Source organism: Sphaerisporangium sp. NPDC088356, from assembly GCF_040685555.1.
Lineage (GTDB): Bacteria > Actinomycetota > Actinomycetes > Streptosporangiales > Streptosporangiaceae > Sphaerisporangium.
This window is the reverse complement of sequence record NZ_JBFBIK010000042.1, coordinates 33,991-58,528: the sequence shown is the minus strand read 5'-3', so window position 1 is coordinate 58,528 and position 24,538 is coordinate 33,991. Positions and strand designations below refer to the sequence as shown.

General features: G+C 71.8%; 23 protein-coding genes. 14 read left to right on the top strand and 9 right to left on the bottom strand.

What is annotated here, in order from left to right; all coding sequences use genetic code 11:
* The 6 genes from AB0O34_RS17940 to AB0O34_RS17915 all read right to left on the bottom strand — a co-directional run.
* Positions 1-1,176: protein kinase (locus tag AB0O34_RS17940; RefSeq protein WP_363916508.1), on the bottom strand; the 1,176-nt coding region annotated here is incomplete at its 3' end.
* 123 nt (positions 1,177-1,299) lie between these two features.
* Positions 1,300-3,123: a phosphatidylglycerol lysyltransferase domain-containing protein gene (locus AB0O34_RS17935; protein ID WP_363916507.1), complete on the bottom strand. Its 1,824-nt coding sequence runs from the start codon at positions 3,121-3,123 to the stop codon at positions 1,300-1,302.
* A 142-nt stretch (positions 3,124-3,265) separates the two neighbouring features.
* Complete coding sequence (locus AB0O34_RS17930; RefSeq protein WP_363916506.1) at positions 3,266-3,826, bottom strand: hypothetical protein; 561 nt, start codon at positions 3,824-3,826, stop codon at positions 3,266-3,268.
* 4 nt (positions 3,827-3,830) lie between these two features.
* Positions 3,831-4,739, bottom strand: coding sequence for a zinc metalloprotease HtpX (gene htpX, locus AB0O34_RS17925; protein ID WP_363916505.1), 909 nt, complete (start codon positions 4,737-4,739; stop codon positions 3,831-3,833).
* 9 nt (positions 4,740-4,748) lie between these two features.
* Complete coding sequence (locus tag AB0O34_RS17920; RefSeq protein WP_363916504.1) at positions 4,749-5,027, bottom strand: hypothetical protein; 279 nt, start codon at positions 5,025-5,027, stop codon at positions 4,749-4,751.
* Entirely contained in the window at positions 5,024-5,845 is an 822-nt protein-coding gene (locus AB0O34_RS17915) for a PspA/IM30 family protein (RefSeq protein WP_363916503.1), read from the bottom strand. Before AB0O34_RS17915 ends, AB0O34_RS17920 begins: the two co-directional genes overlap by 4 nt.
* A 304-nt stretch (positions 5,846-6,149) precedes the next feature.
* Between AB0O34_RS17915 and AB0O34_RS17910 the strand changes: the two genes are divergently transcribed.
* Positions 6,150-6,701 (top strand): DUF3043 domain-containing protein, encoded by a 552-nt coding sequence (locus AB0O34_RS17910; protein WP_363916502.1) that lies wholly within the window; start codon positions 6,150-6,152, stop codon positions 6,699-6,701.
* A 42-nt stretch (positions 6,702-6,743) separates the two neighbouring features.
* Here the strand turns inward: AB0O34_RS17910 and AB0O34_RS17905 are convergent, their stop codons facing one another.
* On the bottom strand, positions 6,744-8,027 hold the full coding sequence (locus AB0O34_RS17905; RefSeq protein ID WP_363916501.1) for an SMI1/KNR4 family protein: 1,284 nt from the start codon (positions 8,025-8,027) through the stop codon (positions 6,744-6,746).
* A gap of 56 nt (positions 8,028-8,083) precedes the next feature.
* Between AB0O34_RS17905 and AB0O34_RS17900 the strand changes: the two genes are divergently transcribed.
* Positions 8,084-9,082: an aldo/keto reductase family protein gene (locus AB0O34_RS17900; RefSeq protein ID WP_363916500.1), complete on the top strand. Its 999-nt coding sequence runs from the start codon at positions 8,084-8,086 to the stop codon at positions 9,080-9,082.
* A gap of 111 nt (positions 9,083-9,193) precedes the next feature.
* On the opposite strand, the gene AB0O34_RS17895 is transcribed toward AB0O34_RS17900, so the two are convergent.
* Positions 9,194-9,400: a hypothetical protein gene (locus tag AB0O34_RS17895; protein ID WP_363916499.1), complete on the bottom strand. Its 207-nt coding sequence runs from the start codon at positions 9,398-9,400 to the stop codon at positions 9,194-9,196.
* A gap of 259 nt (positions 9,401-9,659) precedes the next feature.
* Here AB0O34_RS17895 and AB0O34_RS17890 point away from each other — a divergent pair, with 259 nt between their 5' ends.
* From AB0O34_RS17890 to AB0O34_RS17835, 12 genes are all read left to right on the top strand, one after another.
* Positions 9,660-10,763 carry a bifunctional adenosylcobinamide kinase/adenosylcobinamide-phosphate guanylyltransferase gene (locus AB0O34_RS17890; RefSeq protein ID WP_363916498.1) on the top strand — a complete coding sequence of 368 codons (1,104 nt, stop codon included), beginning with the start codon at positions 9,660-9,662 and terminating at the stop codon, positions 10,761-10,763.
* A 1-nt stretch (position 10,764) separates the two neighbouring features.
* Positions 10,765-11,535 (top strand): adenosylcobinamide-GDP ribazoletransferase, encoded by a 771-nt coding sequence (locus tag AB0O34_RS17885; RefSeq protein WP_363916497.1) that lies wholly within the window; start codon positions 10,765-10,767, stop codon positions 11,533-11,535.
* 150 nt (positions 11,536-11,685) lie between these two features.
* A complete protein-coding gene (locus AB0O34_RS17880) occupies positions 11,686-13,188 on the top strand; it encodes a leucyl aminopeptidase (RefSeq protein ID WP_363916496.1) in 1,503 nt (500 codons plus the stop codon).
* 167 nt (positions 13,189-13,355) lie between these two features.
* Entirely contained in the window at positions 13,356-14,735 is a 1,380-nt protein-coding gene (lpdA, locus tag AB0O34_RS17875; RefSeq protein ID WP_363916495.1) for a dihydrolipoyl dehydrogenase, read from the top strand.
* Between the two features lie 30 nt (positions 14,736-14,765).
* On the top strand, positions 14,766-16,241 hold the full coding sequence (gene sucB, locus AB0O34_RS17870; RefSeq protein WP_363916494.1) for a 2-oxoglutarate dehydrogenase, E2 component, dihydrolipoamide succinyltransferase: 1,476 nt from the start codon (positions 14,766-14,768) through the stop codon (positions 16,239-16,241).
* Positions 16,242-16,458: 217 nt separating this feature from the next.
* On the top strand, positions 16,459-17,388 hold the full coding sequence (locus AB0O34_RS17865) for a TIGR01777 family oxidoreductase (RefSeq protein ID WP_363916493.1): 930 nt from the start codon (positions 16,459-16,461) through the stop codon (positions 17,386-17,388).
* Positions 17,389-17,485: 97 nt separating this feature from the next.
* On the top strand, positions 17,486-18,223 hold the full coding sequence (locus AB0O34_RS17860) for a peptidase E (protein ID WP_363916492.1): 738 nt from the start codon (positions 17,486-17,488) through the stop codon (positions 18,221-18,223).
* Positions 18,224-18,243: 20 nt separating this feature from the next.
* Positions 18,244-18,969 (top strand): lipoyl(octanoyl) transferase LipB, encoded by a 726-nt coding sequence (gene lipB / locus AB0O34_RS17855; RefSeq protein ID WP_363916491.1) that lies wholly within the window; start codon positions 18,244-18,246, stop codon positions 18,967-18,969.
* A 74-nt stretch (positions 18,970-19,043) separates the two neighbouring features.
* Positions 19,044-19,973: a lipoyl synthase gene (lipA, locus tag AB0O34_RS17850; RefSeq protein WP_363916490.1), complete on the top strand. Its 930-nt coding sequence runs from the start codon at positions 19,044-19,046 to the stop codon at positions 19,971-19,973.
* Positions 19,974-20,054: 81 nt separating this feature from the next.
* The gene (locus AB0O34_RS17845) at positions 20,055-22,457 is read left to right on the top strand and encodes a glycoside hydrolase family 3 C-terminal domain-containing protein (protein ID WP_363916489.1); all 2,403 of its coding nucleotides are present in this window, start codon (positions 20,055-20,057) and stop codon (positions 22,455-22,457) included.
* A gap of 55 nt (positions 22,458-22,512) precedes the next feature.
* Positions 22,513-23,190: a DUF4191 domain-containing protein gene (locus tag AB0O34_RS17840; RefSeq protein ID WP_363916488.1), complete on the top strand. Its 678-nt coding sequence runs from the start codon at positions 22,513-22,515 to the stop codon at positions 23,188-23,190.
* Complete coding sequence (locus tag AB0O34_RS17835) at positions 23,190-23,990, top strand: class I SAM-dependent methyltransferase (RefSeq protein ID WP_363916487.1); 801 nt, start codon at positions 23,190-23,192, stop codon at positions 23,988-23,990. Before AB0O34_RS17840 ends, AB0O34_RS17835 begins: the two co-directional genes overlap by 1 nt.
* An 86-nt stretch (positions 23,991-24,076) precedes the next feature.
* Here the strand turns inward: AB0O34_RS17835 and AB0O34_RS17830 are convergent, their stop codons facing one another.
* The gene (locus AB0O34_RS17830; protein ID WP_363916486.1) at positions 24,077-24,502 is read right to left on the bottom strand and encodes an RDD family protein; all 426 of its coding nucleotides are present in this window, start codon (positions 24,500-24,502) and stop codon (positions 24,077-24,079) included.
* Positions 24,503-24,538: the final 36 nt, after the last annotated feature.

Below are 24,538 nucleotides of genomic sequence, written 5' to 3'. Positions count from 1 at the left end.
GCCCGGTCCGGTCCGCTCGTCGCCGGCCCACGCCGGGGGCGGCGGCCCGCCGGGCGCCTGCCATCCGGGAAGCGGCTGCCCGGGGTACGGCTGCGCGGCGTACCCCGGATACGCCTGCGCCGGGTAGTGCGGCGAGGGAGGCGATGAGGCCGGCGCCTGCCGCCCCGCGTACGGCGCCGGAGCCTGCCGCCCGGCATTCGGCCCGGCGGCCTGCCGCCCCGTGTAGGGTGCCGGAGCCTGTTGCCCCGCGTACGGGGCGGGAGCCTGACGCGACTGCCCCTGGGCGGGATCGGGCCGCCACCTGCGCGTGGGCTCCTCCTGCGCCATGGCCGATCCCTCTGCCATGATCGCGGCGGGCGGGGGCCCGGTGCCGTGCCCGAGCAGGCGCATGAGCACCTCGCCCGCCGGGGGCCGAGCGGCCGGGTCCTTGGCCAGGCACGCGGCCACGATGCCCCTGAGCTGCTCGTCCAGCGAGCTGAGATCGGGTTCGAGGCTCATGATGCGGTGGAACACTGCCGGGAGGCTGTCGGTGCCGAAGGGCGCGGCGCCGGTGGCGGCGAACACCATGGTGCCCGCCCACGCGAACAGGTCGGCGGCGGGCCCCGCCTGCTCGCCGGCGAGCTGCTCGGGGGTCATGTACGCGGGGGTGCCCACCACCATCGAGGTGAGCGTGGAGCTCTTGTCCAGGGCCTTGGCGATGCCGAAGTCGATGACGCGCGGCCCGTCCGTGCCCAGCAGGACGTTGGAGGGCTTGAAGTCGCGGTGGACGATGCCTGCCTGGTGGATCGCGACCAGGGCCGTCACGGTGCCGATCGCCAGCCGGTGCAGGGCGGCGCCCTGGCGGGGCCCGTCGCGCTGGACGACCGCGTCGAGGGTCGGGCCGTCGATGTACTCGCTGACGATGAACGGCCGCTGGTCGGCCACCCCCGTCTCGATCACCTGCGCGGTGCAGAACGTCGCGACCCGCTCGGCGGTGGACACCTCCCTGACGAACCTGGCGAGCGCCTCCTCGTTCTGGGCGAGGTCGGAGCGGAGCAGCTTGACGGCGACGGTGACGCCCGCCGGCGAGCGGCCGAGGTAGACGACCCCCTGCCCCCCCTCCCCGAGCCGAGCGGTGAGTTCGTAGTCCCCCACTCGTACCGGGTCGCCCGGCCGTAACGGCACCGGGTTCGACATGGCTCCCCCTCCGTCCCCCCACTTATGGACTTATTTCAACCCATTGTGGCGTGCTCATGGGGAACACATCGCTTTCGGGTCCAAGCCGTACCCGTAGCGTGACCCACGCCCGCGGCGGAGCGCTCACCCGTCCTCGCGGGCGCCGGCGCAGCGCGCCCCTCCGCCGCGGACGCCCCGGCGGAACAGGGTCGACAGGCTCGGCACGGTCAGGAAGCCCTCGGCGATCACGGAGGCGAGGCCCACCTTGGGCAGGTCGCGCGTGTCGTCGAAGGCGAGGAAGCGCGGCACCCACCGGGGGTGGTACTTCGCGTTCGCCCGGTACAGGGACTCCAGCTGCCACCACCGGGAGAAGAACAGCAGCGTGCACCGCCACAGGCGCAGCACGGGTCCCGCGCCGAGCCTCGCGCCCCCTTCGAAGACCGACCGGAACATGGCGAAGTTGAGCGAGATCTCCTTCACCCCGAGCTCCCCCGCCTGGGCGACCAGCCCGGCGACCATGAACTCCATCAACCCGTTGTCGGAGTCGCGGTCGCGCCGCATGAGGTCGAGCGACAGGCCGTCGTCGCCCCACGGCACGAACGACAGCAGGGCGGTCAGCTTCCCGTCGGCGTCCCTGGCCTCCACCAGGACGCAGGACCCGTCCGCCGGGTCGCCGAGCCGGCCGAGCGCCATCGAGAACCCCCGCTCGGTCTCGGTGTCGCGCCAGGCGGCGGCGCGCTCGATGATGTGGCGCATCTCCTCCTGCGACAGGTCGGCGTGCCTGCGGATCCGCAGGGTGAACCCGGCGCGCTTCACGCGGTTGACCGCCTGGCGGACCCCGCGCATCTCCCTGCCCTCAAGGCCGAACGACCCGACCTCGATGACCGCCTCGTCCCCGAGTTCGAGGACGCGCAGGCCCGCGCGCGCGTAGGCGTGGGCCGCCGCCTCACTCGGGCCGATGGCCGCGGGCGCCCAGCCGTAACGGCGGGCCTCGTCCATCCACGCCCGGATCGCCGGCGCCCAGGCCTCCACATCGCCGATGGGGTCTCCCCCGGCCAGGCAGACCCCCGCCACCACCCGGTACGAGACCGCCGCCTTGCCGCTGGGCGAGAAGATGGCGGCGCGGTCGCGGCGGGTGGTGAAGTACCCGAGCGAGTCGCGCGAGCCGTACGCCTCGACCAGCGCCCTGATCCGCTCCTCGCTCTCCGGGGGCAACTCCGCCTTGGCCCGCTGGGAGCGGAACAGCACGGCGAACGCGACCAGGACCGCGATGGCGCTGAGCAGGCCGATGACGAAGTTCACCCAGGACGGCGGGCGCCCCGAGCGGTAGAGGTCGAGCGTCGCCGCCCCGCCGAGCGCCCTTTCCAGGGCCCAGGGCAGGTGGTCGCGCGTCTTCAGGGTGTCGGGGAAGATCGTCACCAGGACGTATCCCACCGCGAAGGAGACGGCGAGCAGCGATCCGAGCGTGACCAGCGCCTTCCTGAACGACGCGCGCCGGGTGGGGGCGAAGAACTCGTCGTGCGCCGCGGCGAGGATCCCGAGGACGACGGCCGACACCACGAGGTTGACCTCGGAGGCGACCACCTGGCGGGTCAGGGCGAACTCCTCGACCAGGTCGGGCATCAGAGACGACGACAGGACGACCGCCAGGTTCCCTAGGACCAGCAGTACGAAGATGGTCATGAGGACCCAGTACGCCGCCCGTTTGTGGCGCGCGAGCGCACCGGCGAGGATCCCGAGGAACACCGCGTAGCCGAGGTTCGGCTCGACCGGGAAGACCGCCATCTCGATGAAGGCGGTGACCGGCCTGAGCAGGTGCCGTATGGGCGGGACCACGGCGATCACCGCCGAGTACACGGCGGCCACCGCCATGCACACCGACATCACCCGCGGCACGACGGCCCGGAAACGGCCCCCGCCCTCGACTTCTGCGGCCACTCTGACACGGCCGTGCTCGGTCACTGCCACCCTGTTTCCCCCCGGAGATGGCTGATCTTCCGGGTGGTATACCCGTCCATTCGCATACCTAAGGGCGAGAACGACCTGAGTGATCGTCTTCGTACGGCCTGCGGTGGCGGTGGGCGGGACGAGGATGGCGGCGGAACGCCGGTCAGAGGCCGGGGGCTCCCCAAAGGGGGAACCAGCGGGACAGGTCGGGCTCGATCGGCAGCTCGCCACCGAGGACCCCGCGGACCTGTAGCTCCAGCGCGTTGTCACGGCGCTGCCCGGGAAGCGGGGCGAAGGGGTAGAAAGTGCCCTGCTTGTAGAGGTAGACGACGGCCAGGCGCCGGTCCGACCGGTCCTTGAACGTCACCAGCGAGCACAGCAGCGACGGTCCGAAGCCCGCCGTCTCCAGCGAGGAGTTGACGCCGTGCAGGTCGGTGACCAGGCTGCTGAGATCGTCGGGCGGCCTGCGCGCGAGCAGCCAGGTGTAGCCGTAGGAGTCGTTCGACTGCTCGATCTGGGCGTCGCCGAGCAGCGCCTTGATGTCCTGCTCCAGGGTGGCGAAGGCGCCTCCCTCGGCGGCGCGGAAGCAGACCGAGCCGACCCCGGTCGGCACGAAGCCGGTCGCCGCCTGGAGTGTCACCGCCGCCGAGGGCAGCGCGAACAGCGTGTCGAGGTTCGGCTTGGCGGGCTTGCTGCGCCCGAGCAGCGCGTCGAGCCATCCCATCGGCTCAGGCCCCCCGGCCGAGCTGGCGGGCGATCTGGTTGAGCTGCTCCAGCCTGCGCTCCAGCGGCGGGTGGGTGGCGAACAGGGTCGCCAGGCTCGGCCCGCTGCGGCTGGAGAGCGCGGGGGCGAAGAAGAAGGCGTTGAACGGCTGCGCCTCGCGCAGGTCGCGCGTGGGGATGCGGGACATCTCGCCCGTCACCTTGACCAGTGCGCTCGCGAGGGCGGAGGGCCGCTGGGTGAGCAGGGCGCCGGCCCGGTCGGCCGACAGCTCGCGGTAGCGCGACAGCGCGCGGGTGAGCAGGAAGCTGATCGCGTACACCACCAGCGAGACCAGCATGATGATGAGCCCGATGGGAGGGCCGTTGTTGTTGCCACGGTCGCGGCCGAGCCCGGAGTACAGCGCGAAGCGGGTCATCAGGCCGGCGACGATGCCGAGGAAGGACGCGATGGTCATCACGGCGACGTCGCGGTGCGCGACGTGGGACATCTCGTGGGCGACGACGCCTTCGAGCTCCAGTGGGTCGAGCCTCCGCAGCAGGCCGGTGGTCACGCAGACCACGGAGTTCTTCTGGTTGCGGCCGGTGGCGAAGGCGTTGGGGACGTCGCTGTCGGCGATGGCCACGCGGGGCTTCGGCGAGTCGGCCAGGACGCTCAGCCTGTCGACCAGGCCATGGAGCTCCGGCGCCTCCTGCGGAGAGACCTCCTTCCCGTGCATCGCGAACAGCGCGATCTTGTCGGAGAAGAAGTACTGCACCAGCAGGAGGCCCCCGGCGAGGACGAGCACGACGATCGCCTGGACACCCATGGCGATCAGGACGCCCACAAAGACGACGTAAAGCAAGCCGAGCAGGAACATGGTCACGACCATGCGCACGGTGAGACCCCGGTCGGGGGCATACCGGGTTTGTGTCATATATCCAAACTAGCCCGGTATAAGGCCGGAATCGCCAAGCATTCCCCTGACTTCATCGATCGAAGCGTCGGCCGGGGGCAAAATCAGCTCCGAGGGCTCCAGGGCCTCGTCGGGCAGCGGCTTGCCGATCTGCCGCACCTTGTCGAGCAGCGCGTGGAGCTTCGAGCGGAACTGAGCCTCATCACCGGTCTCGATCGCGGCCTCCAGCTCGCTGTCGAGGGTGTTGAGCACGTCGATGTCGCCCTCGGCGATCTCGCACTGGCCCTCACCCATGATGCGGACGATCACAGGCCCTCCCCCGGCTGGCGGTACTGCTGGGTCGGCTGCGCCTGCTGCTGGGGAGCGGGCGGCGGAGCGGACTGCTGCCCCGGCTGGCCGGCCTCGATCGCGTCGCGCGGCGCGGGGCCCTGGCCCAGCTCGGCCTTCATGCGGGCGAGCTCCAGCTCCACGTCGCTGCCGCCGCCTATGCGGTCGAGCTCGGCCTGGATGTCGTCGGGACGCGAGCCGCTGAAGTCGTCGAGCGCGCCGCTGGCGAGCAGCTCGTCGATCGCACCCGCGCGCGCCTGCATCTGGGCGGTCTTGTCCTCGGCGCGCTGTATCGCGAGACCCACGTCGCCCATCTCCTCGGAGATGCCGGAGAACGCCTCGTTGATGCGCGTCTGCGCCTCGGCCGCGGTGTAGGTGGCCTTGATGGTCTCCTTCTTGTGGCGGAAGGAGTCGACCTTGGCCTGGAGGCGCTGGCTCGCGAGGGTGAGCTTCTCCTCCTCGCCCTGCAGGTTGTTGTGCTGCACCTGCAGGTCGGCGATCTGGGTCTGCAGCGAGGAGCGGCGGCTCAGAGCCTCGCGGGCGAGGTCCTCGCGCCCCACGCTGAGGGCCTTGCGACCCTGGTCCTCCAGCGTGGCGGCCTTCTGCTGGATCTGGTTGATCTGCAGCTCAACCCGCTTGCGCGAGGTGGCGACATCGGCCACGCCCCGGCGAACCTTCTGCAGTAGCTCAAGCTGCCGCTGATAGGAATAGTCGAGGGTCTCGCGCGGATCTTCCATCTTGTCCAAGGCCTTGTTGGCCTTGGACTTGAAGATCAAGGAAAGTCTCTTCATCACGCTCATGCGCGTTGGCCGTCCCCTTCTTGGTAGTGCTGTGCCTATGCTCCCGCTGGCTGCGACGCTCGCTGGCCGTATGCTCGCTGCGCTGGCATCCATGCTCCCTTGCGCCGACTCGCAACTCCATAGGCTGCTCACTCATCGTCAGCCCCCGATTATCGCGGCAAAGTCGCCTAGGTCCACCCTACGCATAACGCACGAGGGCGTCATTAAGTTGCACCGCCGGTAGGCTGACGTCGTGTTCCGACGTCGTACGCAGGCCCCCGTGGATGACTCCCCCTCCTCGTCTTCCGAGACGCAGGCCAAAAGCATGGGAAAGGGGCGCCCTACTCCCAAGCGCCGCGAGGCCCAAGGCCGCCGCCGCCAGCCGGTGACCGCCCCCACCAACCGCAAAGAGGCCTACAAGCAGGCTCGCGAACGCCAGGCCGCCGAGCGGATCCGCGCGCGCGAGGGCATGCTGAAGGGCGAGGAGCGTTACCTTCCCGCCCGCGACCGCGGGCCGGCGCGCAAGCTCGCCCGCGACTGGGTCGACTCCCGGCGGACGATCAGCCAGTTCTTCCTTCCCGTCTCGCTGGTCCTGCTGGTCGTGCTGTGGACGATCCCCATGTTCGGCGGCCAGACCGGCATGCTGCTCTACTCCTACGCGATCACGATCCTGTGGCCGCTGATGATCGTCGCGGTGGCGGGCAGCTCGTTCTTCGTGGCCCAGCGGGTGAAGAAGGAGGCGGCGCGGCGGTTCCCCGACGAGAGCCTCAAGGGCGTCGGCTTCTACGGCGCCATGCGGGCGATGCAGATCCGCCGCCTGCGCTTCCCGCCCCCCACGCTGCTTCCGGGCGGCAAGCCGGTCCCGCCGAAGAGATGATCCCCGCCGGTACGGCCCGCGCCGCGCGAGCCGTACCGCACCTCAGCCGTGGTTCCATCGAAGGCGGCGCCCGACGACCTCCCGCCGCCGGCCCCGCGTGGGGCGTCCCGTCTCCAGCGAGCCGGCCGTCGCCTTGAGCAACGCGTAGTACGACGTCCAGCGCACCTGCGGGCCGAAGGACAGGCCGTCCCTGCCGGACTCCCCCGCGTCCCCGAGCCGCGAGTCCACGACGACGTGCCCGCCTCCCGCGATCACCGCGAAGGGGATCATTCGCCCGTTCCACGGCACCGACCGCGGGGCGGTGGCCACGTAACGGCTGTTCACGCACAAGCCGCGCCAGGCGTCGCGTATCTCGCGCACCCCGAGGGTTCGCCGGCCCAGCAGCCCCGAGTCTGCGGAACGGGCACCGTCATGGCGGAGCAGCGACGCGCGCAGGCTGTCGGGAAACCGCATTCCCATCTGCGACTCGGCGATCGCGATGGTCCGCGCCTTCGCCGGAGGGCTCAGCTCCGCGTACGTCAGCGGAGCGTGGGCCTTGAGCCACTTCTCGATCCGCCGCCACTGGTGATCGACCGCCTTGGCCACGCGCGGGTCCACCGGACGCGGGACCACCGCCTGCGTGGCCGGTGTGCAGGCAGGGTCCGGCAGCGACTCCGGCGACCGCCCGTGCGGGGGATCCCGCCGCGGCGGATCGGCCGGCTGGACCGTTTGCTCGGGTGCCGTCGCCGGCTGGGTGAAGGCGGGATCCCCCGATGCCTGGGGCCACTCCCCGGCATAGACCGAGCCCAGCTCCCGCAGTTGGCTGCCCTGGCTCGGATCCTCGTGGGCCATATCGGCATACCGGCGATCAAAGCCCGTCGTCCGGCCCTCGGTCCACAGCGAGCAGATCACCCCGCAGGACCAGAAGTCGTCGCCCGCCGACGCTTGATCCGACGGGCCGAAGACCGCCTGCTCGAACAACTGGCCGGCGATGACGACGCCGCACAGCGCGGCGGCCAGGCGGGCCCGGCGGCCCGATGGCCTCCACCGGATCGGCTCGCCCTTGAGGAGCCGGGCGACGGCGGCTCCGCCCTCCGGCCTGTCGTAGCGCTTCAGGTCCGTCGCCGAGGGACGGCCGAGGACGGGTGCCGCCGGCTCGGGCTCCGCGACGGGTCGCCCCTCCCGGTCAAGCACGAGCGCAGGGTCCCGTACGGGATTTCGCGGCGAGGGCGGGCCACCGCGCCGCGGCAGGGACCGCCGGGCCCACACCGCCGCACCGATGACGGCGCCCACGGCGGTCACCGCGAGCGCGAGCCGTACGAATCTCGAAGTGATCAGCCGCCGCACGCCGGGCAGACTATCCCGAATCAGATCACCGAAAGGCGACGGCTAGGGTCGATCGCATGCAATTCCGTCATCTTGGCCGCAGCGGTCTCAAGGTCAGCGAAATCAGCTACGGCAACTGGATCACCCATGGTTCCCAGGTCGAGGAAGACGCCGCCAAGGAGTGCGTGAGCGCGGCCCTGGACGAGGGGATCACCACCTTCGACACCGCCGACGTCTACGCCGGCACCCGCGCCGAGGAGGTTCTCGGCCGCGCGCTGAAGGGCGTCCGCCGCGAGTCCCTGGAGATCTTCACGAAGGTCTACTGGCCGACCGGCGCCGGGCAGAACGACCGGGGCCTTTCGCGCAAGCACGTCACCGAGAGCATCAACGGCTCGCTGCGCCGCCTGCAGACCGACTACGTCGACCTCTACCAGGCGCACCGGTACGACCACGAGACGCCGCTCGAGGAGACGCTGAAGACCTTCGACGACCTCGTGCGCCAGGGCAAGGTCCTCTACGTCGGCGTCAGCGAGTGGAACGCCTCGCAGATCGCCGACGCGCTCAGGATCGCCGACCAGATGGGCTTCGACCGCCTGGTCTCCAACCAGCCGCAGTACTCCATGCTGTGGCGCGTCATCGAGTCCGAGGTCGTGCCGCTGTGCGAGAAGGAGGGGGTCGGGCAGATCGTGTGGTCCCCCATCGCGCAGGGCGTGCTCACCGGGAAGTACCTGCCGGGGCAGGCCCCGCCCTCGGGATCGCGGGCCACCGACCCCACCGGGTCGAACTTCATCTCCCGCATGCTCGACGACGACGTGCTCACCCGGGTGCAGAACCTCAAGCCCATCGCGGCCGACCTCGGGCTGACCATGGCGCAGCTGGCGGTGGCGTGGGTGCTGCGCAACCCCAACGTCTCGTCGGCCATTGTCGGGGCCACGCGGCCGGAGCAGGTGCGTGACAACGTCAAGGCGTCCGGGGTGAAGCTCGACGACGAGGTCATGGCCAGGATCGACGACGTGCTCGGCCCGGTCGTGGAGCGGGACCCCGCCCGGACCGAGAGCCCGGCGGCGCGGCCGTAGTCGTACTGGGCTTAAAGGCGCGACCGTAAAGGCGTCATGGGCCCCTTGCGTTCCCGGTCACTTGACAACATTCGTCACATTGGCCACAGGAATAGCCAAGGGGCCCTGCCATCACTCGGCACGCAAGGACATCCCGCCGTACTCGACCTTGTCGTCTTCCAGCAGCGAGACCTGCTCGACTCCGGAATTCAGAAGGGTGCGCCAGTTTTCGCCGAGCCATGACTCCGCGTCGGCCTGACTTGGAAAGATCTCGCGCGGAAGCGGGCCGTCCGTAACCTCACCACCATTAGCATTTTCATATCGCCAGCGCCAAGTCATGCCATACGCTCCTTTTCGTGGGGTTTGCCCAATGCCTTCAACAGGCTGTGCAGACCCTATCTCCTGGAGTGTGCCGCAGATCTTGCCGTGAGCCCGTCGGGACAGGCCAGACGTGCCAGGAGAACCACGGGACGAGCCGAACCGCGAGACCCACCGAGGATGGAGGCCGACTCATGCCGCCCACGTTCCGTCTCCCGGCGCCCGCCGCCGGACCCGGAGTCGCGACGGCGGCCGTGCCCCTCCCCCCGGTCAGGGCGTAGTGAAGGTTCTGCTCTCCGGCACGGCCGGCCCATATGGGTGGCCCGAGCCCGCGTGCGGCTGCGCCTCCTGCGGCAGGCTGTCCCCCGGCCACCGGCTGCCGACCGCGATCGTGCTCGACGACGTGGTGCGGCTCTCGCCGCCCGCCGGCCTCCCGCTCGCGCCTCCGGCCGCGCTCCCCAAGGGCTACCGGATGATCGTCACGCCGGACGGCTACGCGGTGAGCGGCCCCGATCGCGGCCGGGTCCTGCATGCGGTCTCGCCGGACGACCACTGCGGGTCCCCCTCGCCGAGCTGGGCCGAGGAGGCCTACGACCTCGTGCTCATCGACCTTCTGGACCATCCCGAGCGCCTGGGCGACCTGCGGCGGCGCGGGCTCGTCACCCCCCGGACGCACGTGGTCGCGATCCACCTCGACCACCGCATGCCCTCCGAGGCCGAGCTCGGCAGGCGCCTTGCGTACTGGGGAGCCCAGGTGGTCGACGACGGCACCATCCTCGACACGCGCAGGCCCGCGCCCGCACGGGCGCTCCCGCCGAGACGGGTCCTGGTCCTCGGGGGCGCCCGCTCGGGCAAGTCCACCGAGGCCGAGATGCGGCTGATCGCCGAGCCCGACGTCACCTACGTCGCGACCGGGCCGACCGGCGGCAGGGACGCTGACTGGCTGGCCAGGGTCCGCGCCCACCAGCGGCGCCGCCCCCCGTACTGGACGACCATCGAGACCACCGAGCTCGAGGCGCTGCTCAGGTCGGAGACGGGCCCCCTGCTCGTCGACGGCGTAGGCACCTGGCTGGCGGCGGTGTTCGACGGGTGCGGAGCCTGGGGCGACCCAGCGCACGACCGGCCCCGGGGACGCAAGCCCGGCAGGTTCGGCACGGCGCTGGACGCGGTCGCGGCGCGCTGCGACGACCTGGTGGCGGCCTGGCGGCAGACCAGGGCCCAGGTGGTGGCGGTCAGCGACGAGGTGGGGCTCAGCGTGGTGCCCGCGACGGCCAGCGGGCGCGTTTTCCGCGACGCGCTCGGCCGCCTCAACCAGCGTCTCGCCGCCGAGTCGGAAGAGGCCGTCCTCGTCATCGCCGGCCGCGTCGTCCCCCTCCCCCTCTGACATGGCCGCATCACAAGCCCCGGAAGAGCCGGTCGCGGCGGGACTGCGTCTGGCCGTGGGCACGCTCAGCGTCTGGCCCGTGGGCGTGCCCCGCGTCGACCGCACGACGGCCGGCTGGGCCATGACGCTGGCGCCGCTGGTCGGCCTGCCGCTCGGCCTGGCGGCCGCGGCCGTCATGGCCGTCGCCGCGTTCCTGGTCTCACCGCTGCTCGCGGCGGCCCTGGCCCTCGGCTCGCTCGCCGTGCTGACCCGGGGCCTGCACCTGGACGGCGTCGCCGACCTGGCGGACGGCCTCGGCAGCGGCAAGCCGGCCGAGCGGGCGCTGGAGATCATGAAGCGCTCCGACATCGGGCCGTTCGGCGTGGTGACGCTGGTCTTCACGGTTCTGGTCCAGGCCGCCGCCGCGGCCGAGGCGGGGCCGGCGGCGATCGTGCTCGCGTGCGTCACCGGGCGCCTGGCCCTGACGTGGGCCTGCCTGGCGGGCGTGCCCTCCGCGCGGCCGGGCGGCCTCGGCGCCATGGTGGCGGGGACGGTGCGCCAGAGCGCCGCGATCGCCGCGACGGCCGTCGCCGTCGTGGCGGCCCTGGCCCTCGGCCTGCTGTCGGGCGGCCCCGTGAACTATCCCCTGGCGGTCGCGGCGGGGCTCGGCGCGGCGTGGGCACTCAGGGCCCACGCCATCAGGCGGCTCGGCGGGATCACCGGTGACGTGCTCGGCGCCCTGGTCGAGGTCGCCACCGCCACAGCCCTGGTCGTCTGCGCCGCGGTCCCCTGAGCCGGGCCTCTGACGGCCCGGGTGAGGCGGCCGGCCGGCCGCGCCCGCGAGCACCGCGCCGGCGAAGGGCAGCAGGAGGAACCTCGGAGGAATTCGTAGGACGAACCCTCGTTTATGCGTACGGGGGAAGCAGGGCTAGCATCGGCCTACGTGACGACAGTGCGACTTAACGCCTTTGACTCGGGGTCGGTGGAAGCCGACGCCCTCGTAGTCGGCATCAACGCCTCCCCCGACGGCCCCCGTCCCGCGCCCGGTGCGGAAGCCCTCGACACCGCGCTCACCGGCGGGCTCTCCGCGACGCTGAGCGCGCTCGGCTTCTCCGGCAAGGCCGGCGAGATCGCCAAGATCCCGACCTTCGGCGCGGTCCCCGCGCCCGTGGTCGTCGCCGTGGGCCTCGGAAACGCTCCCGAGCAGGGCGGCGCGTACGACCTGGAGGTCCTGCGCCGCGCGGCCGGTGTCGCCACCCGGTCCCTGGCGGGCACCGCCCGCGCCGCCCTCGCACTGCCCGCGGCGACGCGGGAGCAGGCCGAGGCCGTGGCCCTGGGCGGCCTGCTCGGCGCCTACGACTTCACGAGGTACCGCACGGGCGGCGATGTGAAGCCGGCGCTCGCCGAGATCGTCGTGCTGAGCGACGCCTCCGGCGCCGAGGAGTCCGTGAGCCGGGCGGCGACGCTGGCCGAGTCCGTCACGCTCGTCCGCGACCTTGTGAACACGCCGCCGTCCGACCTCCCGCCGGCCCGCTTCGCGGAGATCGCCGAGGAGAGCGGCACCAAGGCCGGCCTGTCGGTCGAGGTCCTCGACGAGGTGGCACTGAAGGACGGCGGCTACGGCGGCATCGTCGGGGTCGGGCAGGGCTCGGCGAACCCGCCGCGGCTCGTGCGCCTCGGCTACACCCACCCCGAGGCCGAGACCACCGTGGCGTTCGTCGGCAAGGGCATCACCTTCGACTCCGGCGGCCTGTCGCTCAAGCCCTCCGCGTCCATGGCCTGGATGAAGTCCGACATGGGCGGCGCCGGCGCGGTCTTCGGCGCGCTGCTGGCCATCGCCAGGCTGGGCCTTCGCGTCAACGCCGTCGGCTACCTCTGCCTGGCCGAGAACATGCCGAGCGGCACCGCCCAGCGTCCCTCCGACGTGCTCACCACCTACGCGGGCAAGACCGTCGAGGTGCTCGACACCGACGCCGAGGGCCGGCTGGTCCTGGTGGACGGCATCGCCCGCGCCAGCGAGGACGACCCCGACATCATCGTCGACGTCGCCACCCTCACCGGCGGGCAGATCGTCGCCCTCGGATGGCGCACCTGCGGCGTCATGTCCACCGACGACGAGCTGCGTGAGGAGGTCGTCGACCTCGCGGTGGCGCAGGGCGAGGCCGCCTGGGGCATGCCGCTTCCCGAGGAGCTCCGCAAGGGCCTCGACTCCCCGATCGCCGACATCGCCAACCTCAACCCGGAGCGCTCCGGCAGCATGCTGGCCGCGGGCATCTTCCTGCGCGAGTTCGTCCCCGAGGGCGTTCGCTGGGCCCACGTCGACATCGCGGGGCCGGCCTTCAACAAGGACGCGCCGCACGGGTACACCCCCAAGGGCGGCACCGGCATGATCACGCGCACCCTGATCGCGCTCGCCGAGCGCTACCAGGCGGGCCGCGAGGCATGATGTGCGCAGGACGCGAACGGCCGCGAGGCCCGAGGCGCCGACCGGCGGCCAAGCGCGTCACATACACGCGAGACAAGTGAAAAGATGCTGTTGGGCAGGCCGTGCCCCCCGCGAGAGCGGGCATGACCCGGCCGTGAGGGCCCACCGATCCGACAAGGAGCTTTCCAGTGGCTGATGGCAGCGGCCCCTTCGACATCGTTGTCCTGGGCGGCGGTAGCGGTGGCTACGCCTGCGCCCTGCGAGCGGCCGAGCTAGGCAAGTCCGTCGCGCTGATCGAGAAGGACAAGATCGGCGGCACGTGCCTGCACCGGGGATGCATCCCCACAAAGGCGCTTCTGCACGCGGCCGAGGTCGCCGACGAGACACGCGAGGCCACGAGCGTCGGCGTCAAGGCCCGCTTCGAGGGCATCGAGATGAGCGGCGTCCACGCCTTCAAGGACAAGATCGTGAACCGCGCCTGGAAGGGCGTCCAGGGCCTCCTCAAGAGCAGGGGCGTCACGATCATCGAGGGCTCCGGCAGGCTGGCGGGCCCGAACCGCGTCATCGTGGGCGACCAGGCCGTCGAGGGGCACAACATCGTGCTGGCGACCGGCTCGGTGCCGAAGTCGCTTCCCGGTCTCGACATCGACGGCGAGCGTGTCATCACCAGCGACCACGCGCTGAAGCTCGACCGCGTCCCGTCCTCGGTGATCGTTCTCGGGGGCGGCGTCATCGGCGTCGAGTTCGCCTCCGTCTGGAAGTCGTTCGGCTCCGAGGTCACGATCATCGAGGCCCTCCCCCACCTGCTCCCGCTGGAGGAGGAGTCCAGCTCCAAGCTCCTGGAGCGCGCCTTCCGCCGCCGGGGCATCAAGTACGAGCTGGGCACGCGCTTCGAGAGCGTCAAGACCACCGACACCGGCGTCGTCGTGACGCTGGAAGGCGGCAAGACCTTCGACGCCGAGCTGCTCCTCGTGGCCGTCGGCCGGGGTGCCGTCGCCTCCGGCATGGGTTTCGAGGAGACCGGCATCTCGGTCGAGCGCGGCACCGTCGTGGTCGACGAGTTCTGCCAGACGAGCGTGCCCGGCGTCTACGCGGTCGGCGACCTGATCCCGACGCTCCAGCTGGCGCACGCCGGCTTCGCCGAGGGCATCCTCGTCGCCGAGCACATCGCGGGGCTCGCCCCCGTCCCGATCGACTACGCCGGCGTGCCCCGCATCACCTACTCCGACCCCGAGGTCGCCTCGGTGGGCATCACGTCGGCCGTCGCCAAGGAGCGGGGCCACGAGATCACCGAGCTGGTCTACGACCTCGGCGGCAACCCGAAGAGCCAGATCATCGGCACCCAGGGCGCCGTCAAGATCATTTCCCAGAAGGACGGCCCGGTGCTCGGGGTCCACATGGTCGGCAAGCGCATGGGTGAGCTCGTCACCGAGGGGCAGCTGATCTACAACTGGGAGGCGCTGCCCTCCGAGGTGGCCCAGCTGATCCACGCGCACCCGACCCAGTCCGAGGCTGTCGGCGAGGCGATGCTCGCCCTTGCCGGCAAGCCCCTTCACGTACACAACTAAGCCCTCACAGGAAACGCGAGAGAAGACACCATGCCGGTCTCCGTAACCATGCCCCAGCTCGGCGAGAGCGTGACCGAGGGCACCGTCACCCGCTGGTTGAAGAAGGAGGGCGACCAGGTCGAGACCGACGAGCCCTTGCTCGAAGTCTCCACCGACAAGGTCGACACCGAGATCCCCTCCCCGTCCGCGGGCGTTCTGACCAAGATCGTCGTTGCCGAGGACGAGACCGTCGAGGTCGGCGCCGAGCTCGCCGTCATCGACCAGGAAGGCTCCGCGGGCGGGGCCGCCGCTCCCGCGCAGGCCGAGCCCGAGGCCCAGGCCGAGCCGGAGCCCGAGCCGCAGCCCGAGCCCGAGCCTGAGCAGGCCAAGGCTCCCGAGCCCGCGCCCGCCCCGGCCTCCTCCATCCCGCAGCCGCCCGCGCCGCAGCCCGCCCAGCAGCAGGCACGCCCGCAGGCCCCGCAGCAGCAGCCCGCGCAGCAGGCACAGACCGCGGCCCCGTCACCGATCGCGCCCGCCGCCGCCGGCGGTGACAGCCCGTACGTCACGCCGCTGGTCCGCAAGCTCGCGGGCGAGCACGGCGTCGACCTCGACTCGCTGAGCGGCACCGGCGTCGGTGGCCGCATCCGCAAGCAAGATGTGCTCGAGGCCGCGCGCATCCAGCGCGAGCAGGCGGCGCAGGCGCAGGCCGCCGAGGCCCAGGCCGCGCAGTCCGCCCCCGCCCAGCCCGCGCAGGCCGCTCCGGCCGCGGCCCCGGCTCCCGAGCCGGTCAAGGCGGACACCACGCTGCGCGGTCGCACCGAGAAGATGTCGCGCATGCGGCAGACCATCGCCAAGAGGACCATGGAGTCGCTGCAGTCGTCCGCGCAGCTCACCTCGGTCGTCGAGGTCGACGTCACCAAGATCGCGCGGCTTCGCGACAGGGCCAAGGCCGACTTCCAGCGCCGTGAGGGCGTGAAGCTCAGCTTCATGCCGTTCTTCGCGCTGGCGACGGTCGAGGCGCTCAAGCAGCACCCGAAGCTCAACGCGGTGATCAACAGCGAGACCAACGAGGTCACGTACTTCGACCACGAGCACCTGGCCTTCGCCGTCGACGCCGAGCGCGGCCTCGCCTCGGCGGTCATCAAGGACGCCGGCGACCTCAACATGGCCGGTCTCGCCCGCAAGATCGCCGACCTGGCCGAGCGCACGCGCACCAACAAGGTCAGCCCCGACGAGCTGTCCGGCGGCACGTTCACGCTGACCAACACCGGCAGCCGCGGCGCGCTGTTCGACACGCCGATCATCAACCAGCCGCAGGTCGCGATCCTCGGCACCGGCGCGGTCGTCAAGCGCCCGGTCGTGCTCGACACGCCCGAGGGCGAGGTCATCGCGGTCCGCTCGATGGTGTACCTGGCGCTGACCTACGACCACCGCCTGGTCGACGGCGCCGACGCCGCCCGCTTCCTGACGACGATCAAGCGTCGCCTGGAGGACGGCCTGTTCGAGAACCAGCTCGGCCTGAGCTGACACCGCGCTCGCGGCGGGGCCCTGCCTGACATCCTGTGAGGCGGCGGGGCCCGGCCGCACGCGCCCGCACGGGGCCGCCGTACGCCACGCGCGTACGGCGGCCCGTGCACGTACGTGCATGGCCGGGCGGTACGGCCGTGCACGTACGGCTGGTCCCGCTGACACGCGGTGCGCGCCCGGCCTGACCGGTGAAGGGTCGCCGACGTAGGGTGATCACATGGCAGTCGTCGTCACCGGTTCTTCAGGGCTTCTCGGTTCGGCCCTGGTCCGCGCCCTGCGTGACCAGGACCGCTCCGTCATCAGGCTCGTACGCCGCACGCCGGAGGCGCCCGACGAGGCCTTCTGGGACCCGCGCGAGGGCCTCCTCGACCCCACGGTCCTGGAGGGGGCCGAGGCCGTCGTCCACCTGGCCGGGGCGGGCATCGCCGACAAGCGGTGGACCGACGACTACCGGCGCGAGCTGGTCGACAGCCGCGTCGAGGGCACCCGCACGCTGGCCACCACGATCGCCGCGCTGGAGCGCAAGCCGGGCGTCCTTCTGTCCGGATCCGCCATCGGCTTCTACGGCGACACCGGCGAGCATCCCGTGGAGGAGTCCTGGGAGCCCCCGGCGCGCCCGCGCGGCCGGGGCGGCCCGCCCGCGCACGGGCAGTGGCTCGCCGAGCTGGTACGGGCCTGGGAGGCCGAGGTCACGCCCGCCGAGGAGGCCGGCGTCCGGGTCGTACGGATGCGCACCGGCCACGTCCTCACCGGCACGGGCGGTTTCCTCGGCAAGATGCTGCCGATCTTCAAGCTGGGCCTCGGCGCGCCACTGGGCTCCGGCCGGCAGTACACCTCGTGGATATCCCTGCCCGACTGGCTCGGCGCGGTGACCCACCTCCTGGCGGAGCCCGAGGTCTCGGGGCCGGTGAACCTCACGGCCCCGACGCCGGTCACCAACGCCGAGTTCACCAGGGCGCTCGGCCGCGCGCTGCGGCGCCCCACCATGCCCGTGGCGGTGCCCGGCTTCGCCCTGCGGGCCGGGGTGGGCGACCTCGCGGACGAGGGAGTGCTCATCGGCCAGCGGGTGCTGCCCCGCCGCCTGCTGGAGATGGGGTACCGGTTCAGGCATCCGCGTCTCGACAAGGCACTGGCCGCCATACTCTAGGGGGCCGTTCCGGTGAAATGGGAGAGGAAGCCGCGACTCGGCCCCGTGGTCTTGGGAGCGAGGCGCACGCCCCCCCCAAGAGGCAGCAGGAGAGATCATGAGCAGGCTCGGCCAGTCCCACATTCTCGCCATCGGCGGCGGCTCGTTCCGCCCGACCGCACGTCATGGCTTCCTGGAGGCTTCGGGGCTGCTCCGTTACGCACTCGACCTGAGCGGGCAAGATCGGCCCAAACTCGGGCTGCTCGCCACCGCGACCGGTGACGACGCCGACTGGCTGCTGAAGATGTACGGCTCCTTCCGCACGTGGGACGTCGAGGTGAGCCATCTCACCCTGTTCCCGATGCCCAATGTCGAAAGCCCGCGCGAGTGGATCCTGGAGCAGGACGTCATCTACGTCAGCGGCGGGAGCGTCGCCAACCTGGCGGCCCTGTGGCGGCTGCACGGCCTCGACGACGCGTTCGAGGAGGCGTGGCGGTCCGGTGTGGTGCTGTCGGGGCAGAGCGCCGGGGCGCTGTGCTGGCACGTCGGCGGCAACACCGACTCCTTCGGCCCCACCCTGCGCCCGTGGGCCGAGGGCCTCGGCCTGCTGCCCTACTCCTGCGGGGTGCACTACAACTCCGACCCGCAGCGCCGCGCCCTGCTGCACGAGTCGATCGCCTCGGGCGAGCTCCCCGAGGGGTACGCCGCCGACGAGGGCGTCGCCCTGCACTACGTCGGGCGCGAGTTCATCCAGGCCGTCACGGTGGACCCCAAGGGGTACGCCTACAAGATCGAGCGCGATGACGAGGGTCGCGTGAAGGAGTTCCGCGTCGAACCCCGCCTGCTGACCACGTGACCTCGCGTTAGGCTGGCCCCGTGATTGAGCGCGCCAGGCACGAAAGCACCACGGGCAGCGGGGCTGGCAGGCTCGCGCTCGTCCGTCTCGGAGTCGACGTCCCCTACGAGCAGGCGTGGGAGCTCCAGCGTGAGGTCCACGCCCGCCGGGTCGCGGGTGCGATCCCCGACACGTGCCTCATGCTGGAGCACGCCCCGGTCTACACCGCGGGCAAGCGCACGCGCGCCGAGGAGCGGCCCGCCGACGGCACCCCCGTCATCGACGTCGACCGCGGCGGGAAGATCACTTGGCACGGTCCCGGCCAGCTCGTGGCCTATCCCATCGTCAGGCTGACCGAGACGATCGACGTGATCGCCTACGTCCGCCTGCTGGAGGAGTCGCTGATCCAGGTGTGCGCCGACTTCGGCGTGGCGGCCGGCCGCGTCGCGGGGCGCAGCGGCGTCTGGGTCGCGGGCGACCCCGCCAGCGGCCTGCCCGACCGCAAGCTGGGGGCGATCGGCATCCGGGTGGCCCGGGGGGTCACGATGCACGGCTACGCGCTCAACTGCGCCAACGACCCGAGCTGGTTCAACCGCATCATCCCGTGTGGCATCAGCGACGCGGGCGTCACCTCGCTGTCGGCCGAGACCGGGCGGCGCATCACGGTCGACGAGGTCCTGCCCTTCGCCGAGAAGCGGCTGGCCGAGGCGCTCGGCGCCGAAGGCCACGACGTCCAGGAGGAGGACCTGCTCTCCGGCCGGATGTGACCGCCCGATCCGGCGTCCGAGGCTCGGCGGACCCCGGGCCGGGTCAGCGGGCGCGGAGACGTAAGCTTGAGCGCGTGACCGTTGCTCCTGAAGGCCGTAAGCTCCTCCGCCTGGAGGTGCGCAACAGCCAGACCCCCATTGAGCGCAAGCCCCCGTGGATCAAGACCCGGCTCAGGAACGGGCCGAACTTCAACGAGATCAGATCGCTCGTGAAGGACCAGGGCCTGCACACGGTGTGCCAGGAGGCCGGCTGTCCCAACATCTCCGAGTGCTGGGAGGACCGCGAGGCCACCTTCCTCATCGGCGGTGACCAGTGCACGCGCCGCTGCGACTTCTGCCAGATCGACACCGGCAAGCCCGCCGAGTACGACATGGACGAGCCGCGCAGGGTCGCCGAGTCCGTCGTGCGGATGGGCCTGCGCTACGCCACCGTCACCGGCGTCGCCCGTGACGACCTCCCCGACGGCGGCTCCTGGCTGTACGCCGAGACCGCGCGGCAGATCCACGCCCAGGTTCCCGGGTGTGGCGTCGAGCTGCTGGTGCCCGACTTCAACGGCCACCGCGACCAGCTCGAAGAGGTCTTCTCCAGCCGTCCCGAGGTGTTCGCCCACAACATCGAGACCGTGCCGCGCATCTTCAAGCGCATCCGCCCGGCCTTCCGCTACGACCGCTCCCTCCAGGTCATCACGATGGCGCAGGAGGCGGGGCTGGTCACCAAGTCCAACCTCATCCTCGGCATGGGCGAGGAGCGCGAGGAGATCATCCAGGCGATGCGCGACCTGCACGACGCCGGGTGCGACCTGCTGACCATCACGCAGTATCTCCGCCCGACGCCGCGCCACCACCCCGTGGACCGCTGGGTCAAGCCCGAGGAGTTCGTCGAGCTCCAGAAGGCCGCCGAGGAGATCGGGTTCGCCGGGGTCATGTCCGGGCCGCTGGTCCGCTCCTCCTACCGCGCCGGCCGTCTCTACCGGCAGGCCGTCGAGGCGCGGCAGACGGCCTGAGGACGGCCTGAGCCGGTCGCCCTGATCGATCCGGGCGCGGGGTCCGCGTACCGCGCCCGGTTCCCCCTCTCCGGGAGCGTCGTGGACATCGAGGAACTCATCGGCGAGCTCGACCTGCCCTCCAAGGTCCGGCTGCTCAGTGGTGCGGGCATGTGGTCGCTGCCCGCGATGCCCGAGATCGGCCTGCGCCGCCTGGTGATGAGCGACGGGCCGATCGGGGTGCGCGGCGAGCAGTGGTCCTCGTCCGACCCGTCGATCGCCCTGCCGAGCCCCACCGCGCTGGCGGCCACCTGGGACATCGAGCTGGTCCGGCGGGCCGGGCGCCTGCTCGCCCAGGAGGCCCGCCGCAAGGGCGTGCACGTGCTGCTCGCCCCGACGATCAATATCCACCGCAGCCCGCTCGCCGGTCGCCACTTCGAGTGCTTCTCCGAGGACCCCCTGCTCACCGGGGAGATCGGCGCGGCGTACGTCGAGGGTGTCCAGGAGGGCGGGGTCGCCACGACGCCCAAGCACTTCGTCGCCAACGACTTCGAGACCGAGCGGTTCACCGTGAACGTCGTGGCCGGCGACCGGGCGCTGCGCGAGATCTATCTGGCGCCGTTCGAGCGGGTGGTCCAGGCGGGCGCCTGGGGCGTCATGGCCGCCTACAACTCCACCAACGGCACCACCATGACCGAGCACGCCGCGCTCCTGCGGGGCGTGCTGAAGGACGAGTGGGGCTTCGACGGGTTCGTCGTCTCCGACTGGACCGCCACGCGCTCCACCGAGGCGGCGGCCCTGGGCGGGCTCGACGTCGCGATGCCCGGCCCGTACGGCCCGTGGGGTGACAGCCTCGCCGAGGCCGTCCGGCAGGGGCGGGTGCCCGAGAGCGTCGTGGACGACAAGGTCAGGCGCGTGCTGCGGCTGGCCGAGCGGGTCGGCGCCCTCGGCGACGCCCCGCCACGGGTTCTGCCCGGCCCGGTCGACGGCAGGGCCCTGGCCCGCGAGGTGGCCGCCCGGTCGTTCACCCTCCTGCGCAACGAGGGCGGCCTGCTGCCGCTGAGGGGCGTACGCAGCGTCGCGCTGATCGGGTCGGCCGCCGCCGAGGCCCGGGTCATGGGCGGCGGCAGCGCGCAGGTCTTCCCCGACGAGATCGTCTCCCCGCTGGGGGGGCTGCGCCGCCGTGAAGGGGTCGACGTACGCCACGCGCTGGGCAACGACCCGCGCATACGCCTCGCGCCGCTCTCCGCGCCCGGCCGCGCGCTCTTCCTGGACGCCGAGGGCGGGACGCTGGCCGAGCATCCTCTGCGCACCGCCGAGGCCCGCTGGATCGGCGAGCTCCCGCCCGATGTCGACGCCGCCAAGATGGCCGCCGTGGAGGTCCGCACGGCCTTCACCCCCGAGGTGTGCGGCCCTCACCAGTTCTCCATCTCGGGCGCCGGCGTGTTCACGCTGTCCGTGGACGGCCACGTCGTCCTGGACGAGACGATCCTGCCCCCCGGCGGGGACCCGGTGTCGGCCTTCCTCGCCCCTCCGGAGCGCCGCATCGTCGTCGAGCTCGCGGAGGGCGCCCCCGTCGAGCTCGCCGTGCGCCACGCGACCTCCGAGCTCAACGGCATGGGGTTCATCGCCTTCGCCCTCGGCCACGCCGACCCCTGCGCCGACGACGAGACGCTCATCGCCGAGGCCGCGGCCATCGCCGCCGGAGCCGACGTGGCGGTGGTGGTGGCCGCCACGACCACCGAGGTCGAGAGCGAGGGGTTCGACCGCACGAGCCTCGCCCTCCCCGGCAGGCAGGACGAGCTGATCGCCCGGGTGGCCGCGGCCAACCCGCGCACGATCGTCGTGGTGAACGCCGGATCACCGGTCGAGATGCCCTGGCTCGGCGAGGTCGCCGCCGTCCTGCTGACCTGGTTCCCCGGGCAGGAGGCAGGGGACGCGCTGGCCGACGTGCTGTTCGGCGACGCCGAGCCGGGCGGGCGGTTGCCCACCACCTGGCCCTCGCGCGTGGAAGACGTTCCGGTGCTGGACGTCACACCCGTGGAGGGGGAGGTCCGCTACGACGAGGGGCTGTTCGTCGGCTACCGGGCGTGGGAGCGCGCGGGCCGCGTCCCGGCCTTCTGGTTCGGGCACGGGCTCGGCTACACCACCTGGTCCTACGACAGCGTCGCGGCGACCCCTGTGGCCGGTGGCGCCTCGGTGACGGCCGGGGTGACCAACACCGGTGACCGGGCCGGTCGCGAGGTCGTGCAGGTCTACCTGTCGCGCGTGCCGTCCGGATCCGAGACGGTCTCTCAGCAGCGCCCCTCGCGGTGGCTCGCGGGATTCGACGTGGTCAGGGCGGAGCCCGGCACGACCGTTCTGACGACGGTGACCCTGCCTGAGCGGGCCTTCCAGGAGTGGACCGAAGCGGGCTGGCGCACGGTTGCCGGGGACTATACGGTCGAGGTCGGACGCAGCGTGGCCGACCGGCGACTGACCGCGACGCTTACGGTCACGGTCTGACCGGTCTTCAGGTCACGTTTTCCTTTCTTCAGCTCCGCATTTGTATCCTTTAACCATGGCCAAGCCCGCAGACCCAGAGCGCCCGGGGCGCATCAAGCAACTCCGGATGATCGCTCAGATCATCATGAAGGCCAACCCCAAGGGGATGCCGATCGTCTACGCGTCGGCGGTCGCCACGCTGGCCGTCTTCGTCGTCCTCGGGCTCGTGACGGGCCTGGTGTGGCAACTGGCCGTCCTCGGCGTCATGGTCGGCATCACGATCGGCATGGTGATCTTCGGGCAGCTCGCCCAGCGCGCGCAGTACTCCATGCTCGGCGGGCAGCCGGGCGCCGCCGCGGCGATCCTGCAGAGCATGCGCGGCAACTGGGAGGTCACCCCCGCCGTCGCGGTCACCCGTGACCAAGACCTGGTGCACCGTGCCGTGGGCTACCCCGGCGTCGTCCTGGTCTCCGAGGGCCCGGGCGCCCGGGTGCAGAAGATGCTCGTGGCCGAGAAGAAGCGCGTGCAGCGGGTCGCCATCGACGTCCCGGTGTACGACATCCAGTGCGGCGACGGCGAGGGCCAGATCCCTCTCAAGAAGCTCCAGCGCCACCTGATGAAGCTCCCCCGCAACCTGAAGAAGCCCGCGGTCTCCGAGGTCAACTACCGGCTCAAGGCGCTGCCGCAGTCGATTCCGGTGCCGAAGGGCCCGATGCCGAAGGGCGCTCGCATGCCCCGCGGCAAGATGCGGTGATGCAGGCCTCCTCCGGAGTCGACCGGCGCGCGGTGGCCGAGGAGCCGACCGTGCGCGCCAACCGCCGCTGGTGGGATTCCGCGGCGGACGAGTACCAGGCCGAGCACGGGGGGTTCCTGCGCGACTCGGGCTTCATCTGGTGCCCTGAGGGGCTCGACGAGGCCGCCGCCCACCTGCTGGGCGACGTGCGCGGCCGGCGGGTGCTGGAGATCGGCTGCGGAGCCGGGCAGTGCGGGCGGTGGCTCACCGGCCAGGGGGCCGAGGTGGCCGCGTTCGACCTGTCCCACCGGCAGCTGCAGCACTCGCGGCGCATCGACGAGGAGCTCGGCACGCGGTTGCCCGTCGTGCAGGCCGACGCGGGGCGCATCCCCTTCGCCGGCGGGTCGTTCGATCTGGCCTGCTCGGCGTTCGGCGCGCTGCCGTTCGTCGCCGACGCCGGGGCCGTCCTCGCCGAGACCCGCAGGGTCCTGCGGCCGGGCGGCCTGTTCGTGTTCTCCGTCAGCCATCCGATCCGCTGGGCGTTCCCCGACGATCCCGGGCCGCGCGGTCTGACCTCCGACCGCTCGTACTTCGACCGCTCGCCGTACGTCGAGCAGGATGAGGACGGCGAGCCCTCGTACGTGGAGCACCACCGCACGCTGGGCGACTGGGTTGGGCTCATCGTGGCGTCGGGCCTGAGGCTCACGTCGCTGGTCGAGCCCGAGTGGCCCTCCGGTCACGACCGTGAGTGGGGCGGCTGGAGCCCGCTGCGCGGCCGGCACATCCCGGGCACGGCCCTGTTCTCCTGCGTGAACGGGTAGCCTCCCCGCGACCGATCAGACCGTACGACCGGCCCCGGCCACTCCGGCCCGTACGGCCGGAACCGCTCAGGCCGTACGCCGTACGGCTAGCCGCGGACGACGACGGTGCCGGCGGCCCTGTCGTGGAGGCCGCGCTGGTCGCGGTCCCAGATCAGGGCGGGCACGGCGAGGCAGAGCAGCAGCGTGCGCAGCAGGACCGAGCCGAACGGCGGCCTGCCGCCGTCGAGCGCGGCGACCCTGATGCCGAACAGCTTCATGCCCAACGTCGAGCCCAGGGTGCCGACCAGGAGGATGTACTCCAGGGCGAAGACCCCGAGGCCGATCCAGCCGGCGCTGCGGGGGTCGGCGCCCAGCAGGCCACGGGTGATCGCCCAGGTGCAGATCAGCCAGTCGACGGTGATGGCGCCGAGCCGCCTGCCGAACCGGGACACCGACCCGGCGCCCTCCTTCGGAAGGCCCAGCCGCTCGCCCGGATAGCCGAGATCGACGCCCGCGGCGCGGGTGCCGCTCATCCACGTCTGAGTCCATCTCGGTTCCTTGTTCATGCA

Excerpts from the sequence above, each read along its gene's own strand:
- AB0O34_RS17830 (WP_363916486.1), bottom strand. The coding sequence starts at position 24,502 with ATGAGCGGCACCCGCGCCGCGGGCGTCGATCTCGGCTATCCGGGCGAG.
- AB0O34_RS17865 (WP_363916493.1), top strand. The coding sequence starts at position 16,459 with ATGGCAGTCGTCGTCACCGGTTCTTCAGGGCTTCTCGGTTCGGCCCTG.
- AB0O34_RS17930 (WP_363916506.1), bottom strand. The coding sequence starts at position 3,826 with ATGGGATGGCTCGACGCGCTGCTCGGGCGCAGCAAGCCCGCCAAGCCG.
- AB0O34_RS17895 (WP_363916499.1), bottom strand. The coding sequence starts at position 9,400 with ATGACTTGGCGCTGGCGATATGAAAATGCTAATGGTGGTGAGGTTACG.
- htpX (WP_363916505.1), bottom strand. The coding sequence starts at position 4,739 with ATGACACAAACCCGGTATGCCCCCGACCGGGGTCTCACCGTGCGCATG.
- AB0O34_RS17835 (WP_363916487.1), top strand. The coding sequence starts at position 23,190 with ATGCAGGCCTCCTCCGGAGTCGACCGGCGCGCGGTGGCCGAGGAGCCG.
- AB0O34_RS17860 (WP_363916492.1), top strand. The coding sequence starts at position 17,486 with ATGAGCAGGCTCGGCCAGTCCCACATTCTCGCCATCGGCGGCGGCTCG.
- AB0O34_RS17915 (WP_363916503.1), bottom strand. The coding sequence starts at position 5,845 with ATGAGCGTGATGAAGAGACTTTCCTTGATCTTCAAGTCCAAGGCCAAC.
- AB0O34_RS17840 (WP_363916488.1), top strand. The coding sequence starts at position 22,513 with ATGGCCAAGCCCGCAGACCCAGAGCGCCCGGGGCGCATCAAGCAACTC.
- AB0O34_RS17910 (WP_363916502.1), top strand. The coding sequence starts at position 6,150 with ATGGGAAAGGGGCGCCCTACTCCCAAGCGCCGCGAGGCCCAAGGCCGC.
- AB0O34_RS17885 (WP_363916497.1), top strand. The coding sequence starts at position 10,765 with ATGGCCGCATCACAAGCCCCGGAAGAGCCGGTCGCGGCGGGACTGCGT.
- AB0O34_RS17900 (WP_363916500.1), top strand. The coding sequence starts at position 8,084 with ATGCAATTCCGTCATCTTGGCCGCAGCGGTCTCAAGGTCAGCGAAATC.
- sucB (WP_363916494.1), top strand. The coding sequence starts at position 14,766 with ATGCCGGTCTCCGTAACCATGCCCCAGCTCGGCGAGAGCGTGACCGAG.